Raw genomic sequence first — 17,799 nt, 5'->3', positions numbered from 1 at the left:
TTTTTTTCTTTACCTAGTCACTTTTTGTGCTCAAGGTGCCACGACTTTGGTGGACTTGCCCAAACCTAAGTTTGGAGATTAAATGAATTAACTAAAAATTAGTTAATCATAGCCTTTACATTTTTTTCATCAACTTTAGCAATGACTTTTGGTCTATGTTGCTTTGTACGAGTCGCTGAATCTTGTTTTGTCAAGATATGGCTTCTAAACGCTGTACCGCGTTTAACTGTACCGTTTTTCTTAACTTTGAAACGCTTTACAGCGCCTTTAACAGATTTCATCTTTGGCATCGAAACTCCTTTATAAATTGGAGCGCAATTATACCCAAATATTTTAAAATTTTGCTATACTAATGCCATGAATTCTATTAAACATATCAACAACGCACTCAAAGATTTAGATAAAGAAGTCGAAGCTATTCTACAAGATATGAGCTTACCGATGAATGAAAAAGACAACCGTATGCTTCCTCTGCTGCAGCAAAAGAGAGTTTTGACACAAACTCTAGAAGATTTGACCTACTTAAAAAACAACCCGCCAAAACCAAATCAGGCATGCGGGATTTCTAAACATAGAAAAGATTGAGCTCTCTTAGCTATATCACATTGCTTAAAGGTTTGATTATTTTTATTTGAAGAAATTTAGCAGAAGCAGTGTTAAAAAAGTACTTCTCTCCAGATACCTGCGGCACATAACACATCAAGGTGTGCTGCTGTATTCCTACCCTGACACAATGTCTCAAAATGCTATTGCACAGGTCTAAAGAGAAGCGACGGAATTATAGCTAAAAAAGCTAAAATAACAAAGAGCTAAATCGAAATTGTTCCGATTGCGCTCTTGATAGCCTGATGATAACTCTCATACTCAAAATTGTTCTTTTGCTCGGCAGCTGCAAACTCTATCTCTTTTGCCATCTCATACACTTCGTTAAATCTAAGATTTCCTGCACTTCCTTTTATAGCATGTGCATTTAATCTTATATTGTGGTAATCTCTTATAATTATAGACTCTTTAAGAGTATTTAAAATCGCTTCCGTCTCTTCAAAAAAACTAGCGATTAACATCGGAACATGTTTTGGTTTAAGTCCTATCGATATTGCCATCTCTTCATGGTCTATATTTGAATAATCTGCATCTAAAATAGGCATATCCACACTCCAATGCTAGTTTTTTTAACATGATTTTAGCATAAAAAATAACAATTTTGATACAATGTTGCATGTTATATATAGTAATGGCACTAAAATCGGAAGCACAGGCATTTGTGGATAAATATAAGTTAGCCAAAACCAAATGCGGTAATTTTACTCTTTTTGAAGGTAAAGATTTAAAGCTGATTATTAGCGGCATAGGTGTTGATAATGCAAAAAACGCAACATATGCGATTATTGAAAATTGTAAACCGCAAAAAAGCGATATTTTCATAAATGTAGGTATCTGCGGAGCAAATAAAAAACATAAAATCGGTAAGCTTTTAAAGATAGGCTCTATAATGTATGAAGATAAAAAATATATAATTGATGAAAATATTTTAAATACGCTTACATGCAAAGAGAGTGAAGTTTACCAAGATTTATATGAGATTGCCGATATGGAATCATTTGGTTTTTTTGCAGCGACAAAAGGGTTTAAAAACCGCTATATCTATAAAGTGGTAAGTGATCATTTTGAGCCAAGCAAGGTTACAAAAGAGGGCAGCAAAAAATTGATTTTTAGTGTAATTGATGAGATTATGAGAGAGGTTGAAGCTTGAAAAAAGTTGTAGTAACCGGTGCTAGCAGCGGAATCGGCAAAGAGATAACGGCAAGATTGTTAAAACTCGGTTATGAAGTAATCGGCGTAAGCAGAAATATTAAAAAAGAGGATTTTGAGAGTGAGTTTTTTAAACCGCTGCAAGCAGATTTGTCAAACGAAGCCTCAAGCCTTGAAATATGTGAAAATCTCTCAAACAAAGATATCTATATACTGATAAATTGCGCAGGATTTGGCAGATTTGAGCCGCATGAAGAGTTAAGTGCAAAAACCATTACCGATATGGTCTTTTTAAATCTCACCGCTCCCATGCTGCTTACAAACGCTCTGCTGCGTGATTTGAAAAAAAACAGCGGCTATCTCATTAATATAAACTCCATAGAAGCGCTAAAGTCAAGCAAATTTGCAGGAGTTTACAGTGCTACAAAAAGCGGATTAAAAGCATTTGGGGACTCTCTTTTTGAAGAGACGAGGAAAAGTGCACTAAGCGTTACAAATATAAACCCAGATATGACCCAGAGCAATTTTTATAATGAGCTTAGATTTGAAACAAGTGCAAATGAAGATGAAAAACTCCTCGTTTCGGATATTGCCGACGCGGTTGAGCACATACTTAGTATGAGAAAAGGTGCTGTTGTAAGCGAATACACCCTAAGAAGTTTAAATTTTGGAATAGCTAAAAAAAAGCTATGAACAAACATCAAATTTACTTGGCGTTTGTTCTTGAGTTGAGTTTAAAAAATTAATATTTTTTCTAAGCTGTATCATCGTCTGATTTGTCTCCTCTTTTAACTCATGTAACAGTTTGGAGGCTTCAGCTAAAAGATACATGGCGCTCTTCATTTCATCAGTAGTGTCAAATTTGAGCGGAACACTTACCAATTCATCTATTTTTTGCGCATCTTTTTCGATTATAGCAATTTGCAACTCCTCAAGCCACATTAATTTGACTCTCTCCACGCTTCTATAAGAGACTTAAAAACTTTGCTGACTTCGTCAAGTTTGCTCTCATCTCTATTCATGTTGGCAAATGTTAAAAGTTGAATTTGATATTTATAAAGCCCCTCAAGATAAAGTGAAATATCCCCTTGAGATTTATCAAGCACATTTATAAGCTCTGTTATTATCGCTGTTGAACGGTTTATCCAATAAACTCTCTTCTCAACATTACCGTCTTTTATAGCTTTTTTTGCTTGAGCATTAAAACGAAGTACTCCCTCGTAGAGCATCTCTATTAGTTTTGCAGGAGACTCTATCCCTACATTATTTTGCGAATAAATGTTATGAGCTACATTACCATACATTTTTAAATCCTTAATTTGTTTATTAGAATGTATATCGACAAAAATTTTATTTCTTTAACCAAAAATATAAAAAAGCTCTATATAATAAAAGCATTTAAATTATAATTGCATTTAGCCGATTTAGCTATATTACATATAAAATGGGTTTTAAAAAACCTTACTTAAAGGATTTGAGATGGCTGGAACTGTAAGTTCATTAGGAATTGGTTCTGGGGTTTTAACCGCAGATGTTTTAGATCAGCTAAAAAATGTTGATCAAGGAAGAACCATAAAACCTATCGAGAGCAAAATTACTTTAAATACCCAAAAACAAGAGGCTTATAAGCTTCTCTCTTCGCTTATGAGCGGCTTAGGTACAAACAGCTCAACTCTTAAGTATGACACTGTTTTTGACAAAAAAAGCGTAAATGTCAGCGGAAGTGCTGAAGTGTCCGTAAACTCTGGGGCAAATGTTGAATCATTTTCACTTGAAACAGTTACACTTGCAAAAAAAGATATAACAAAACTCGGTGCTGTCGCAGACAAGACTACTTCAATTGCCTCAGGTGCCGGAGTGCTTAAGATAAATAGTTTTAATATTGCCTACACTGCTACAACTACGCTTGAAGATCTTGCCCAAGCTATAACAGATACTGCAGGAGATAGTGTCTCTGCTTCCGTGCTTAAAACAGGTGATGGAGCATACAACTTAGTCATATCTTCAAAAGAGACGGGAAGCGCTCAAGCATTAACCATAACAGATACGGATGGAAGCGGTGGAGCCGGTTTTCTAAATGCAGCTTTATTTAACGCTTATAATGCAACAACAAATCCTAACGGTTACCAAAAGATACAAACTGCTTCCGATGCAACTTTTAAATATAACGGCATCACAACCACAAGACCGACAAATAATATAGATGATTTAATTTATGGTTTAAATATAACCTTAAAAAAAGAGGGAGATTCCTCTAATGTTAATATAGCCAGTGATTACTCGCCGGTTACAGATGAATTGAAACTATTTGTAAGCAGCTATAACACGCTTATGTCAAACCTAAAAGATATGACTGCAAGTGACAAAGAAAAAAGTACTGAAGGGATATTTAGCAAAGACAGCTTCATAAAATCAATTTCAAGAGATTTGGCAAAAACCGTAACAGCGTTTGGCTCAGACGGCAACTCTTTATCTAACTTCGGGATTACAACGGATGAAAATGGAAAAATGAGTTTTGATAAAACAGTTTTAGACAGCAAACTAAGAGATGATCCGACTGCGGTAAGGCTGTTTTTTTCAGGTGGAGTGGATAGCAAAGGGGTTGAAAAAACGGGTATATTTGAAACCATAGATGATAAAATGAAAAATTACACAGGTGCAGATAAACTACTAAGCAACTATGAAAAAAGCTTAAAAACAGAGGCAACAAGTCTAACAAAAAACAAAACGTCTGCACAAAAATCACTTGATAGCCGTTATGCAACAATGACTGCCAAATTTGCTGCTTACGACTCTATGATTAGCAAGCTGAATTCTCAATTTTCATCACTAAAAATGCTGATAGATTCACAAGCAAACTCTAAAAACTAGTATATTCAATATGGTACTCTTATTGCTTTAAATCTTGTATTATAAAGAGGACTTAGCATGTTTAATGGAAAAAATATACTTATTACAGGCGGAACGGGGAGTTTTGGAAAAAAATATACAGAGCTTCTTTTGAAAAAATATAAACCCAATAAGATAATTATTTACTCACGAGATGAACTCAAACAGTATGAGATGGCTCAAGTCTTCACTGATGAATGCATGAGATACTTCATAGGCGATGTAAGAGATGAAAAAAGACTTCTAAAAGCCATGCGGGGAGTTGATTTTGTTATCCATGCAGCAGCTCTAAAGCATGTGCCGATTGCTGAATACAATCCAATGGAGTGTATAAAAACAAACATTATGGGTGCGCAAAATGTTATAGATGCGGCACTTGAGGCAAATGTCAAAAAAGTCATAGCTCTCTCAACAGACAAAGCAGCAAATCCGGTAAATCTTTACGGTGCCACAAAACTGGCAAGCGATAAACTATTTGTTGCAGCCAACAATTTAACAGGCGATAGAGAGACAAAATTTTCTGTTGTTAGATATGGAAATGTTATAGGTTCTCGCGGTTCAGTTGTGCCTTTTTTTGAAAAACTAATTCACGACGGCGCAAAAGAGCTTCCTATCACTGATGAAAAAATGACACGATTTCTTATAACTCTTGAAGACGGCGTGGAGTTTGTTCTTAAAAATTTTGCCAGAATGCAAGGCGGAGAGATATTTGTTCCAAAGATTCCATCCATGAAGATAACAGAGATGGCAAAAGCAATAGCTCCAAATTTACCACACAAAATCATAGGAATTCGCCCGGGAGAGAAACTTCATGAAATTATGTGTCCATCCGATGATAGCCACTTAACACTTGAATTTGATGACCACTATGTTATAAAACCGACTATTCAGTTTACAAAAATAACAGATTTTTCTAAAAATGCTATCGGTGAAGTTGGCAAAAGTGTAATTCAAGGATTTGAGTACAACTCCGGTAATAACGCGGTTTGGCTGACTCATGAAGAGTTAATCGTTAAGATAGAACAAACCAGAGATAAAGATATATAGATGATTCCATACTCTACTCAACTAATAGAGCAAGACGATATCGACGCGGTTGTAGAGGTTTTAAAGGGTCCATTTTTAACTCAGGGCGCAAAAGTTGAAGAGTTTGAAAAAGCGCTTTGCAGCTATACAGGGGCTAAACATGCCGTTGTTTTTAATTCTGCAACTTCTGCGCTTCTTGGAGCCTATACGGTTTGCAAAATAGAAAAAGATGATGAGATAATTACAACTCCCCTAAGTTTTGTAGCTACTTCAAATATGTTCGTCTCCCTTGGTGCGAAACCCATCTGGTGCGATATAAAGCTTGACGGAAATATGGATGAAAGATTAATCGAAAAGCTTATAACTCCACGAACAAAAGCCATTGTGGGGGTTGATTTTGCGGGAAAACCTCTTGAGATGTCAAAAATAGCCGATATTGCGCAAAAATATAATCTTCTTTTTATAGATGACGCCTCTCATGCTCTTGGCTCAAGTGTAGAGGGACAAAAAATCGGCTCATTCGCCGATATGACAATTCTTAGTTTTCACGCCATAAAGCCGATAACAACCGGCGAAGGCGGAGCTGTTTTAACCGACAATGACGAATGGGCAAAAGAACTAAGGCTCTTTCGCTCACACGGCATGATTAAAAAAGAGTTATGGAATTCCGACATGGTAAGTTTAGGTCATAACTTTAGACTCACGGAAATCGCCGCAGCGCTAGGAATCAGCCAGCTCAAAAAACTTGAGAGCTTTGTAAAAACACGAAATAAGATTGCTGCTTACTACGATGAGAGATTTGAAGACGAAAAATTTTTTATCACTCAAAAAATCCCATCAAATATGATTAGCTCAAGACATCTCTACCCTATCATTCTAAACCCTGAGTTTCATTGCAAAAAAGAGGATATTTTTAGAGAGCTTCAAGAGAGAGGTATCGGTGTACAGGTTCACTACAAACCCATCTATCAAAACAGTTTCTACAAAGAACATTTTGGCAATATCTCACTGCAAGTTGCAGATGATTTTTACAAAAGCGAGATCTCCATTCCATGCCATCAAAAGATGACACAAGAAGATGCTTCGTTTGTTGCGGATACATTTTTAGAAATTTTACATAAATATTCAGATAAAGGGTGTAGCTTTTAATGAAAAAAAATGCTATTGCTATAATACCTGCACGAGGCGGAAGCAAGCGGATTCCACGAAAAAATATAAGAGATTTTTTTGGCAAACCGCTCATTGCCTACTCCATAGAAGCCGCATTAAAATCTAATCTTTTTGAGAAAGTCATAGTTACGACCGACGATGAAGAGATAGCAAAGATAGCAAAAGAGTATGGTGCGGAGGTTCCGTTTTTACGCCCCAAAGAGCTGAGCGATGATTTTACAAATACCAAAGATGTGATTGACCACGCCTTAGCCTACCTGCGAGAGAGAGGCGAAAAGTATGACTATGAGTGTACTATTTACGCTACCGCTCCGCTTTTACAATCAAAATATCTGGTAGAGGGGTTTGAAGCGCTTAAAAATTCCGATGCTATTAACGCTTTTTCGGCTACTTCTATGCCTTTTCCGATTTGGCGAACTTTTAAAGTAGATGAAAACGGCAGATGCGAGATGTTTTGGCCGCAAAATTACTATAAAAGAAGCCAAGATTTGGAAGAAGCATATCAAGATGCCGGACAATTTTACTGGACAAAACTCAACAAAACATCAAATGAGATAATGTTCGCAAAAGACAGCATTCCCATTATTTTACCTCGCCATTTAGTCCAAGACATCGACACGCTTGAAGATTGGGAGAGAGCGGAGTTTATGTATGAGGTTTTAACAAAAATCTAGTACAATAAATAAACCAAAACATAGGAGTTGCTTATGGGCGCACTAAAAATTGAAGATTTTCCGTACTACACTTATGAAGAGTATAAACTTTGGGAGGGTAATTGGGAGTTGATAAACGGTGTGGCATACGCCATGAGTCCCGCCCCGATGATAAAGCATCAAAGTATTAGCAATAAAATTGGTCGTTATTTGGATGAGGCGCTTGATGGATGCAAAGCTTGTCAAGCACTCCTACCGATTGATTGGAAAATAAGCGAAGACACAATTCTTCAGCCAGACAACAGCGTGATTTGCCATATACCAAAAAATGAAGCATACATCACAAAAGCGCCAAAAATCATTTTTGAAGTTCTCTCAAAATCCACTGCCAAAAAAGATACGGGTATAAAATTTAACATCTATGAAAAAGAGGGTGTAGAGTACTATATCATCGTAAATCCGGATGAAAACATGGCAAAGGTATATAGGCTTCATGAGGGAAGATATATCAAAATAGCAGATGCAAGCGATGAGAGCGTAGAGTTTGAGATACAAGAGTGCTCCAAGACAATCACATTTGACTTTAGTAAGATTTGGTAGTATTACTCATTAAAATGAATATCCTCATTAGAGCCGACTCATCTAGTATTATCGGTACAGGTCATATTATGCGTGATTTGGTTTTGGCGAAACAGTTTAGAGATGCAGATATACTTTTTGCCTCACAAGATTTAGATGGAAATATAAACCATAAAGTTATAGAATCGGGTTATAAACTAAATCTTTTAAAAAGCAATGACATAGAAGAGTTGTCCGATCTAATCAAAAAAGAATCTATTGAACTAATCGTTATTGACCACTACGGTATAGATACAGAGTATGAAAAAGAGCTAAAAGCTCAAAATCCGACATTAAAAATCATGGTTTTAGACGATACATACGAAAAACACTACTGCGATATACTTTTAAACCACAATATCTATGCAGATGAAAAAAAATATAAAAATCTAGTTCCCAAAGGCTGTGAACTTAGATGCGGAGCAAAATACACCCTTATCAGAGATGAGTTTAGAAAAGAAAAAAAGAAAAAAACCTCTACCCTCTATAATCCGATAAAAACTATTTTTCTGGCAATGGGCGGAGCAGATACGCAAAACCTAAACCCAAAAATACTCAAAATTCTTCAAAAATTTGAAAATATAAAAGCCGTCGTAGTAACTACTACGGCAAATAAAAACCTTCAAGAGCTAAAAAAGTATGCAAAAGGTAAAAAGTGGATAACCTTACATATAAATAGTAACAGAGTGGCAAAACTAGTAAGAAAAAGCGATTTTGCCATCATTACCCCAAGTGTAACCGCAAATGAGGTCTACTTTATGCAAAAACCTTTTCTGGCAATCCAAACAGCCCAAAATCAAAAAGAGATGTATAGTTATCTAAAGAAAAACGGTTATAGCGTAATGAAAAAATTTAACGCTAAAAAAGTAAAAGATGCGATTGCTAAAATAAAAGAGATAGAGCTTATTAATTTTGTTGATTTGACTCTTGAAGAAAAAAAAATGATTTTGGAGTGGCGAAATGATGATAGCGTAAAAAAGTGGATGCTTAATCAAGAAGATATAACGCTAGAAGAACATCTAAAATATATAGAATCGCTAAAATCTTCAAAATCAAAACTCTACATGGCAGTAAAAAAAGAGGGCGCATATATAGGAGTTATAGACTTTATGGCAATAGATTTTAAAGATAGCTCCGCCTATTTCGGACTATATGCAAACCCTTTTAAAAAAACAAAAGGCGCAGGAAGCACGCTTCAAGAGACATGTATAAAGTACGCTTTTGATATACTCAAACTTCATAAGTTAAAACTTGAAGTTTTTAGCAACAACGAAAGAGCTATAGGGTTGTATAAAAAGTTTCATTTTAAAGAAGCGGCAAGAGAGACTATAAACGATAAAGAGATAATCTATATGGAGCTTAGAAATGAAGATAGGAAATTTTAACTTACAAAAAGACGGCACATATATCATTGCCGAACTCTCTGCAAATCATAACGGAAGTTTGCAAAACGCTCTTGATACGATAAAAGCGGCTAAAGAGATAGGCGCAAACGCTATAAAGCTTCAAACATATACGGCAGATACACTAACACTTAACTGCAACAAAGATGATTTTATCATCAAAGGCGGTACGCTTTGGGACGGTAAAAAACTATATGATTTATACAAAGAAGCATATACTCCATGGGAGTGGCATAAAGAGCTTTTTGCTTATTCAAAAGAGATTGGAATCGATATATTTTCAACTCCTTTTGATAAGAGTGCAGTTGATTTTTTAGAGCAGTTCAGCCCATCTGCATATAAAATCGCCTCTTTTGAGATAACCGATTATGAACTTGTTCGCTTTGCGGCGAGCAAGGGCAGACCCATCATTATTTCAACAGGGATTGCAACCATCGATGAGATTCAAGCAGTAGTTGAAATATGCAAAAATGAAGGTAATAACGACATTATACTCCTTCACTGCACAAGTGCCTACCCTGCACCGCTTGAAGATGCAAACCTTTTAACCATCCCAAATTTAGCACAAACTTTTGGGGTGATAAGCGGTTTTTCCGACCATACTCTTGGGTTTATTGCACCCGTAGTTGCAGTTACTCTTGGAGCAAAAGTGATAGAAAAACACTTAATCCTTGATAAAAGTATAGGCGGAGCCGATGCCGATTTTTCACTAGATAAAGAAGAGTTTAGCGAGATGGTACAGGCAATAAGGAGTACAGAAAAACTTTTGGGAAAAGTTGACTATAGTATGACGCCTAAGAAGCAAAAAAGCCGTCAATTTTCACGAAGCCTTTATGTAGCAAAAGATATAAAAAAAGGTGAAATCTTTACAGAAACGAACATTCGAAGTGTGCGTCCCGGATATGGCGCCCACCCAAAACATTTAAAAGATATTTTAGGAAAGGCGGCGGATAAAGATTATGAGTTTGGCGAAAGATTTAAAAAAGAGAGTTTTTAATGCTAAAAATTGCATCTTTTTTTAATGACAGCGGTCCGAGCAACAATCTTCTCTCTATCGTAAAAAAGTATGAAAAAGAGTATGTATGGTATTTTTTTGTATACAAAAATTCCCCTGCGTTTAAGATTTTTCAAAACGCCAAACTTCCTATTATAGAAATTGATGAAAATAGCAACATTACAGATAAGCTAAAAAAAATCTCCGCAGATATTGTGCTGGTGGGAACAAGCTGGCAAAACAAAACACACTTAGAGTTTATAAAAATAGCTAAAGCGCTCCATATTCCTTCCATTGCATTTTTGGAACATTGGGTAAACTATAGAGAAAGATTTGGATATCCGCAAGAATTTTGGAAAGAAAATTTAGCTGATTTTACAACTCTAAATGATGAGTATGGGTATGAAATGGCTAAAGACCTCGGGTTTTCAAATATCATAAAACTTAGATTTGACAATCTCTTGGATGATATAAAGATATTTGAAATGGGCAAAATAGAGGAGCGAAACTCTCTGCTTTTTATCAGCGAGCCTACAAAAAAAGTTGCTTATACGACATTTGGGGATGAAAATTATTGGGGATTTGATGAGTTTAGGGTATGTGAAGAGATATGCAAAAATATGGATAATTTTTCAACTTCTCACCTAACAATAAGGCTTCATCCATCCGATGAAACGCAAAAATACGACTATCTTATACAAAAATATCCTAACCTCAACATAGAGATTGAAAATCCGTATGAAACTCCGCTGATTGAGTCGCTTTGCAAAAACAAAATCATTATAGGAATCGATGGTTTTGTGCTTTTTGAGGCGATGGCTATTGGAAAACTCTCTATCTCATTTATGCCGTCTTTAAAAAGAGAGTGTGTCGTGCCGATTTTTAAACAGAACAAAATCACAACTTTTGAAAATCTAAAACTTGCCGATTTTAAAACAAAAAATTCTCTAAAAGAGATAAAATCTTTTGGAATTGATTTTGCTAGTATGGTTAAAAAAATAGCAAATGAGAAAAAATGAATGCTGCAGTAATCGGGTGCGGAAATATCGGCGGATTTTATGATACTCCTTCTTCGGATGCCATTTTAACTCACGCCCATGCATTTTTAGATTCAAAAAAAACAAAACTCATAGCATGCTGCGATACAAACAGAGATAATTTAGAGAAGTTTCGTAATATTTGGGGAAGAGATATTCATGCATATCTAAGCGTAAACGAAATGCTTCAAAATGAAAAAATAGATATAGTTGTAATTGCCGCAAATACGGCCTCACACTATGAAATTTTGCAAGAAATTCTTACAAATACAAAAATAAAACATATCATCTGTGAAAAACCTTTTGTCTCTAACCTTGATGAGTATTACAAAATATATAGCCTTATACATGAGAAAAATCCGAATCTGCTTATTAATTTCATACGCTGTTTTGACCCATCTATAAACAGAGTAAAAGAGCTGATATTAAAAGAAAAACTAGGAAAAGTTTTACAGTTTAGCTCAAGAGTAAATAAAGGGCTTTATCACAACGGCTCACATGTACTTAGCCTTGTTGAGCATCTTTTTGGAGAGATTACGGATTTTAAAGCGATGAATGCAACTATCTTGGAGGGCGATGCTTACGGCTCTTTTTGGATACAGACCAAAACGGCAGACGGTGTTTTAACAAACTTCGACGGTAGTGAATTTTCTCTTTTTGAGATGGAAATAATCTGCCAAAGAGGCGTTATAAAAATCCATAAATCAGGATTTGAAATAAAAGTTTATAAAGCGAAAGAGTCTAAAAAAATAAATGGTACAAAAGAACTTATTCTCTATAAAGAATACCCTAACACTCTGCAATATTACGCAAAAAACAGCCTAAATTTTTTACTAAAGAAGAACTCTAAAGAGCAGATGGAATCTCATCTGAAGTTAAGCGCTAAACTACTAAAAATAAGAGAAAATTTACTTCAAGGAGCATTATGAAACTAGCTATCAACGGCGGTAAAAAGCTTAGGATTAAGCCGTTTCCGGCTTACAACAACATAGGCAAAGAGGAAGAAGAAGCGGTTTTAAGGGTTTTAAGAAGCGGCAAACTCTCAACATATCTGGGTGCTTGGCATAGTGATTTTTACGGCGGAGATGAAGTTAAAAGTTTAGAAAAAGAGTGGGCAGAATATTTTGGCGCAAAGCATGCCATAAGCGTAAACTCTGCTACTTCAGGACTTATCTGTGCCGTCGGTGCATGCGGCATAGAGGCAGGCGATGAAGTTATAGTCAGTCCATATACAATGTCCGCTTCGGCTATCGCGCCTCTTTTTTATGGCGGTATTCCGGTATTTGCCGACGTTGAAGAGGATACCTACTGTCTAGACCCAAAAAGCGTAGAGGCAAAAATCACCCCTCGCACAAAAGCCATCATCGTAGTGGATATCTTTGGACAACCTTATGATGCCGATGCCATCAATGCTATCGCAAAAAAATATAACCTAAAAGTTATAGAAGATGCCGCTCAGGCACCGGGGGCAAAATATGGAAATAAATTTGCGGGAACGCTGGGCGATATAGGCATATACTCGCTAAACTACCACAAACATATCCACTCAGGAGAAGGCGGTATCATAGTTACAGACGATGATAAACTAGCAGACAAACTCCAACTCATACGAAACCATGCGGAGTCAGTCATAGCAAACAAGGGTTTTGAGAGTCCGAATGATTTGGTAAATATGATTGGTTTTAACTTCCGAATGACCGAGATAGAAGCGACAATCGCAAGGGAACAGCTTAAAAAATTTCCCTTCCTGCTGACGCAAAGAATTAAAAATGTAACCTACCTAAACGAAGAGTTAAAAAAGCTTGAGTTCATAAAAACAACAAAAATCAGAGAAAACTGCATACACTCGTTTTATGTTCATCCGCTTGAACTTGATGGCACAAAAATCGGAGTCCATAGAAATAGATTCATTGAGGCCGTAAAAGCAGAGCTTCCAAGAACTATTATGCGGGATGACAGCGATGTATTAATGGGCTGCGGTTATGTAAAACCTATATATTTGCAACCAGTCTTTGCCCATAAAATCGCTTTTGGCTCAAAAGGCTATCCGTTTAATCTCTCAAATCAAACTTATCAAAAAGGTGATTGCCCTGTTTGTGAATCCCTCCATTTTGATAAACTATTTACTCATGAACTTATGCGTCCGCCTATGACAAAAGAGGATATGGACGATGTTGTAAAAGCTTTTGTTAAAGTTTGGGAAAATAGAGGAGAACTTTTATGAAAAATCCGTTTTTAGTAGGTAAAAATATTTATTTAAGAGGCTTAACACAGTTAGATTGCGATGGTGACTATCCTCTTTGGTTAAACGATGAATTTATTTGTCAATATAGTGAACATCATGTTTTTCCATATACAAAAGAGGATGCTCAAGCATATATCTCTAAACTCTCTTTGCAAAAAGACAAAATTATGTTAGCTATTATAGATAAACAAACCGATAAGCATATAGGAAATATTGCCATTTTCGCAATTTCATATTTGCATCTGAGTGCAGAATTTTCCGTAATGATAGGGAATAAAGAGTTTCTTGGAAAAGGCTATTCAAAAGAGGCTTCTTTGATGATGTTAAACCATGGTTTTAACACAATGAACTTACATAGAATTTATTGTGGTACAATGCAAAACAATGAACCGATGAAACACTTGGCAATATCGCTTGGAATGATTCAAGAAGGTGTTTGTAGAGATGAAGTTTATAAAAATGGCAAGTACCATGATACGATTAGATTTAGTATTTTAAAAAACGAATTTAATACCGTCAACAAATCTTAAATAAAACTATTCATAGGAGAAATTATGCAAAATAAAATACCAAAAGAGATTCATCAAGAACGATTAAAAATGCATCACGCAAATATGGAAAAACGAAAAATCTATCTTAGCAAAAACACAGACGGTTTTAAAGAAGAACTCCTTGAAGAGAGAACTTGCCCAACATGCAAAACAGAGTATGAGCAGTTTTTATTTTTTAAAGACGGCGGAAGATATGTAAAATGCCAAGAGTGCAAAATGATTTATCTTAATCCGGTTTTCAAAGATGAGCATTTAGAGAATCATTATCGCAATAATCATGATTTTCAGAGTGAAATAGTTTCAAACGACAGTGAATTTTATACCAAGCTATACTCCAAAGGACTTCGTGCAATTGAAAAAGTAACGGAAAAAGGAAATATTCTTGATATTGGCTGTTCTGCCGGTGGTTTTTTAGATATTGCTAAAAAAAATGATTTCAAAACATTTGGAGTGGAGTTAAACGAAAAAGAAGCTGCATACGCAAAATCTAAAGGTCATACTATTTACAATAACTTGCTCTCAAATATTAAACTTGACGTAAAAATGGATGCTATAACACTATGGGATGTATTTGAGCACCTAAAAGATGGAGAAATCTACCTAAATGAGATGAGACCTTTACTTAGTGAAAATGGGGTTATTTTTCTACAAATTCCAAGTGCAGACTCTTTGGCCGCAAAAATGCTTCAAGAAAAATGCAATATGTTTGATGGTATAGAACATGTTAATCTCTACTCATTCAAGGCTATCGAAAAACTAGTCTCCAAGTGTGGATTTAGCATAGAATCCTTTGAGACGGTAATCTCTGAAATAGGAGTTATGAACAATTATCTCAACTATGATGACCCATATTTTGGGGATACAACCAATACTAAAACTATTTTTGGTTTTGATGAAGAGTGGCTGCACGGGCAAAAGATGGGCTACAAAATGCAACTTGTTTTAAAGAAAAAATCATGAAATTTTGTACAAAATGTGTAATGCCTGATACCAAACCGGATTTACATTTTAATGAAGATGGGGTATGTGATGCATGTCGCTCACAAGAAGCTAAAGATTTTGAGATAAATTGGGATGAGAGAAAAAAAGAGTTTTTAGAACTCATTAGAAAACATAAAAAAAACAAACACTATGACTGCATAATAGGAGTTAGCGGCGGCAAGGACTCTACATTTCAAGTCATAACAATGTTGGAACTAGGTCTAAATCCGCTTTGTGTCTGTTTTGAGCCGACTATTCCAACAGAAGTGGGTCGTCGAAACCTTGCAAATCTAAATAATCTCGGAGTAGATCTAATCCATATAAAACGAAATCCGAAAGTTTACAAATCAATGATAAAAGAGGCAACTCTAAGAGTTGGGGATTGTGAATGGCCAAACCATCTTGGAATCTTTACAACGCCTGCTCATATCGCAGTTAACTTCAACATACCGCTGCTTATCTGGGGTGAGAGTTCTGAGATAGAGTATGGCGGTCCTGCTGCAAGTAAAAACAATCCATATCTTGATAGAAAATGGCTTGAGGAGTTTGGCGGACTTCTTGGAAATAGAGCAACCGACATGATAGGCGTTGACGGCATACAAGAGAGAGATTTAGCACTCTACCTCTATCCGGAAGATGAAGAAGTTCACCGCGTTGGACTAAGCGGACTTTTTCTTGGTTACTACTTCAAATGGGATCTTAGAAAAATACTCGAAACTTCCAAAAAATATGGTTTTAGCACTTCAGACTCCAGAATTGAAACAACATATGAAAATTTTGAAAATCTTGATTGTTATAGCAACCATGTGCATGACTACCTAAAATATGTCAAATACGGTTTTGGCAGAGCATCTGACAATGCCTGTCTTGATGTAAGACTTGGCTATATCTCACGCGAAGAGGCAGTGAGATTAGTCAACAAATATGATGGAATTCCACCAATGAAAGCCTTAAATGAATTTTTAAAATATACCGGTTTTTCGCGTGAAGAGTTTGATGTTATAGTTGACTCATTTACTAACAAAAAAATTTTTCAAAGAGATGCAAACGGAAAGTTTCTCAAGGATATAGATGGTTCGCTAGTGCGAAAAGAGGAATATATTGTCCGCTAATATCATCATTATAGATTATGGCATGGGGAACTTGCGTTCAGTGCAAAAAGCTTTTGAAAAAGTTGGTTTTAGTGCAACAATCACAAATGAACACTCAATTATAAAAGAGGCATCGCATATTGTTTTACCTGGGGTTGGAGCATTTGGCGATGCTATGCAAAATCTAAACAGTTTGGGATTAGTAGAACTTTTAAATACTCAAATATTAGAGCATAAAAAACTTTTTCTTGGAATCTGCCTCGGTATGCAACTTATCGCTCAAAAAGGTTATGAGTTTGGAGAGCATAACGGACTTGGATGGATAGAAGCAGATGTTAAAAGATTTAAAGACGGTCCTCTAAAAGTACCGCATGTAGGATGGAATAGTGTTGATTTTAACAACCCATCTCCATTATTTAAAGAGATACCAAACCATAGCGACTTCTATTTTGTACACTCCTACTATTTTGATACACCGCCAAAACATGTCATAGGCTACTCTAATTACGGTATAGAGTTTGCTTGTGCCATACAAAAAGAAAATATTTTTGCAACTCAGTTTCACCCCGAAAAAAGCCAAACTTACGGTCTTAAAATAATCAAAAATTTTGCACAAATGACAAAAGAATCAATATGTTAAAACATCGTCTCATCCCATGCGTTTTACTTAAAAATTGGCAGCTTGTTAAGAGCATACAGTTTGGTTCGTTTCGTACTATAGGACATCCAACTGCCACAGTCCGTATCTATAACGCTAGAAATGTTGATGAGCTTATAGTTTTAGACATTGATGCGAGTCTCAACAATGAGCCCATCAACACAGAGATAATTACAGACATGGCAAATGAGTGTTTTATGCCTCTAACTATCGGAGGCGGTATAAAAACCATAGAAGATGTTTATACCGTCTTAGGTGCGGGTGCAGATAAAGTCTGCATAAATTCAGAAGCGATTAAAAATCCCGCTTTTATTAAAGAGATAGCAACCATATTCGGCTCACAGTGTGTAGTTTGCTCTATCGATATAAAAAAAGTAGCCGGCAACTACAGAGTATTTAACAAAAAAGATGGCTTACTTGAGATTGACCCGATAGAGTTGGCTAAAGAGTATGAAAGACAAGGTGCAGGAGAGATTCTGCTCACTTCAGTTGACCATGAAGGAACAACACTTGGATATGACATAGAACTTCTAAAACTCTTCAAAGATACACTTCACATCCCAATTATCATAAATGGAGGCATGGGAAAACCGCAAGATGGGGTTGAGGCATTGCAAAATGGCGCAGATGCACTGGCCGCCGCATATATATTTCATTTTACGCAATACACACCGCAAATGATAAAAGAAGAACTCAAAAAATCAAACTACTCAGTTAGAATATTATAAGGA

22 protein-coding genes and 1 other RNA gene are annotated in these 17,799 nt (G+C 35.9%); 18 read left to right on the top strand and 5 right to left on the bottom strand.

The window, feature by feature from the left end; all coding sequences use genetic code 11:
* Positions 1-98: 98 nt before the first annotated feature.
* Entirely contained in the window at positions 99-290 is a 192-nt protein-coding gene (rpmI, locus tag PHQ93_RS05700) for a 50S ribosomal protein L35 (RefSeq protein WP_299914933.1), read from the bottom strand.
* 67 nt (positions 291-357) lie between these two features.
* Here rpmI and PHQ93_RS05695 point away from each other — a divergent pair, with 67 nt between their 5' ends.
* Complete coding sequence (locus tag PHQ93_RS05695) at positions 358-585, top strand: hypothetical protein (protein ID WP_299942027.1); 228 nt, start codon at positions 358-360, stop codon at positions 583-585.
* 83 nt (positions 586-668) lie between these two features.
* Here the strand turns inward: PHQ93_RS05695 and ffs are convergent.
* Positions 669-766: signal recognition particle sRNA small type (ffs, locus tag PHQ93_RS05690), an RNA gene on the bottom strand.
* A gap of 43 nt (positions 767-809) precedes the next feature.
* Positions 810-1,148 carry an Hpt domain-containing protein gene (locus PHQ93_RS05685; RefSeq protein ID WP_299942025.1) on the bottom strand — a complete coding sequence of 113 codons (339 nt, stop codon included), beginning with the start codon at positions 1,146-1,148 and terminating at the stop codon, positions 810-812.
* A gap of 71 nt (positions 1,149-1,219) precedes the next feature.
* Here PHQ93_RS05685 and PHQ93_RS05680 point away from each other — a divergent pair, with 71 nt between their 5' ends.
* Positions 1,220-1,753 (top strand): hypothetical protein, encoded by a 534-nt coding sequence (locus tag PHQ93_RS05680; protein WP_299942023.1) that lies wholly within the window; start codon positions 1,220-1,222, stop codon positions 1,751-1,753.
* Entirely contained in the window at positions 1,750-2,445 is a 696-nt protein-coding gene (locus tag PHQ93_RS05675) for an SDR family oxidoreductase (RefSeq protein ID WP_299942021.1), read from the top strand. The genes PHQ93_RS05680 and PHQ93_RS05675 overlap by 4 nt, the downstream gene beginning before the upstream one ends.
* Here PHQ93_RS05675 and PHQ93_RS05670 read toward each other — a convergent pair.
* Both PHQ93_RS05670 and fliS read right to left on the bottom strand, forming a co-directional pair.
* Positions 2,440-2,694: a hypothetical protein gene (locus PHQ93_RS05670; protein ID WP_299942019.1), complete on the bottom strand. Its 255-nt coding sequence runs from the start codon at positions 2,692-2,694 to the stop codon at positions 2,440-2,442. The two genes, PHQ93_RS05675 and PHQ93_RS05670, sit on opposite strands and share 6 nt — an antisense overlap.
* Entirely contained in the window at positions 2,694-3,056 is a 363-nt protein-coding gene (gene fliS / locus PHQ93_RS05665; protein ID WP_299942017.1) for a flagellar export chaperone FliS, read from the bottom strand. Before fliS ends, PHQ93_RS05670 begins: the two co-directional genes overlap by 1 nt.
* 175 nt (positions 3,057-3,231) lie before the next feature.
* On the opposite strand from fliS, the gene fliD reads away from it, so the two are divergent.
* From fliD to hisF, 15 genes are read left to right on the top strand one after another with little or no spacing between them, the layout of a single operon-like run.
* Complete coding sequence (gene fliD, locus PHQ93_RS05660) at positions 3,232-4,623, top strand: flagellar filament capping protein FliD (RefSeq protein ID WP_299942014.1); 1,392 nt, start codon at positions 3,232-3,234, stop codon at positions 4,621-4,623.
* Between the two features lie 57 nt (positions 4,624-4,680).
* A complete protein-coding gene (gene pseB / locus PHQ93_RS05655) occupies positions 4,681-5,688 on the top strand; it encodes a UDP-N-acetylglucosamine 4,6-dehydratase (inverting) (RefSeq protein ID WP_299942011.1) in 1,008 nt (335 codons plus the stop codon).
* Positions 5,689-6,816 (top strand): UDP-4-amino-4,6-dideoxy-N-acetyl-beta-L-altrosamine transaminase, encoded by a 1,128-nt coding sequence (gene pseC, locus PHQ93_RS05650; RefSeq protein ID WP_299942008.1) that lies wholly within the window; start codon positions 5,689-5,691, stop codon positions 6,814-6,816.
* Positions 6,816-7,511 carry a pseudaminic acid cytidylyltransferase gene (gene pseF, locus PHQ93_RS05645; RefSeq protein WP_299942005.1) on the top strand — a complete coding sequence of 232 codons (696 nt, stop codon included), beginning with the start codon at positions 6,816-6,818 and terminating at the stop codon, positions 7,509-7,511. Before pseC ends, pseF begins: the two co-directional genes overlap by 1 nt.
* 33 nt (positions 7,512-7,544) lie before the next feature.
* On the top strand, positions 7,545-8,090 hold the full coding sequence (locus PHQ93_RS05640) for a Uma2 family endonuclease (protein ID WP_299942002.1): 546 nt from the start codon (positions 7,545-7,547) through the stop codon (positions 8,088-8,090).
* Between the two features lie 14 nt (positions 8,091-8,104).
* The gene (gene pseG / locus PHQ93_RS05635; RefSeq protein ID WP_299941999.1) at positions 8,105-9,493 is read left to right on the top strand and encodes a UDP-2,4-diacetamido-2,4,6-trideoxy-beta-L-altropyranose hydrolase; all 1,389 of its coding nucleotides are present in this window, start codon (positions 8,105-8,107) and stop codon (positions 9,491-9,493) included.
* A complete protein-coding gene (pseI, locus tag PHQ93_RS05630; protein ID WP_299941996.1) occupies positions 9,474-10,508 on the top strand; it encodes a pseudaminic acid synthase in 1,035 nt (344 codons plus the stop codon). Before pseG ends, pseI begins: the two co-directional genes overlap by 20 nt.
* Positions 10,508-11,524, top strand: coding sequence for a hypothetical protein (locus tag PHQ93_RS05625; protein ID WP_299941995.1), 1,017 nt, complete (start codon positions 10,508-10,510; stop codon positions 11,522-11,524). Before pseI ends, PHQ93_RS05625 begins: the two co-directional genes overlap by 1 nt.
* Positions 11,521-12,471, top strand: a complete 951-nt coding sequence (locus tag PHQ93_RS05620; protein WP_299941993.1) for a Gfo/Idh/MocA family oxidoreductase — start codon at positions 11,521-11,523, stop codon at positions 12,469-12,471. Before PHQ93_RS05625 ends, PHQ93_RS05620 begins: the two co-directional genes overlap by 4 nt.
* Positions 12,468-13,766 (top strand): DegT/DnrJ/EryC1/StrS aminotransferase family protein, encoded by a 1,299-nt coding sequence (locus PHQ93_RS05615; protein ID WP_299941992.1) that lies wholly within the window; start codon positions 12,468-12,470, stop codon positions 13,764-13,766. Before PHQ93_RS05620 ends, PHQ93_RS05615 begins: the two co-directional genes overlap by 4 nt.
* Positions 13,763-14,317, top strand: a complete 555-nt coding sequence (locus PHQ93_RS05610; RefSeq protein WP_299941990.1) for a GNAT family protein — start codon at positions 13,763-13,765, stop codon at positions 14,315-14,317. The genes PHQ93_RS05615 and PHQ93_RS05610 overlap by 4 nt, the downstream gene beginning before the upstream one ends.
* 24 nt (positions 14,318-14,341) lie before the next feature.
* A complete protein-coding gene (locus PHQ93_RS05605) occupies positions 14,342-15,298 on the top strand; it encodes a class I SAM-dependent methyltransferase (RefSeq protein WP_299941988.1) in 957 nt (318 codons plus the stop codon).
* Positions 15,295-16,431, top strand: a complete 1,137-nt coding sequence (locus PHQ93_RS05600; RefSeq protein WP_299941985.1) for an N-acetyl sugar amidotransferase — start codon at positions 15,295-15,297, stop codon at positions 16,429-16,431. Before PHQ93_RS05605 ends, PHQ93_RS05600 begins: the two co-directional genes overlap by 4 nt.
* Positions 16,421-17,050, top strand: coding sequence for an imidazole glycerol phosphate synthase subunit HisH (hisH, locus tag PHQ93_RS05595; protein ID WP_299941983.1), 630 nt, complete (start codon positions 16,421-16,423; stop codon positions 17,048-17,050). Before PHQ93_RS05600 ends, hisH begins: the two co-directional genes overlap by 11 nt.
* The gene (gene hisF / locus PHQ93_RS05590; RefSeq protein WP_299941981.1) at positions 17,044-17,796 is read left to right on the top strand and encodes an imidazole glycerol phosphate synthase subunit HisF; all 753 of its coding nucleotides are present in this window, start codon (positions 17,044-17,046) and stop codon (positions 17,794-17,796) included. Before hisH ends, hisF begins: the two co-directional genes overlap by 7 nt.
* Positions 17,797-17,799: the final 3 nt, after the last annotated feature.

Source organism: Sulfurimonas sp., from assembly GCF_028714975.1.
GTDB lineage: Bacteria > Campylobacterota > Campylobacteria > Campylobacterales > Sulfurimonadaceae > Sulfurimonas.
Note: the sequence above shows the minus strand (reverse complement) of the source record. Positions and strands in the feature narration are given on the sequence as shown.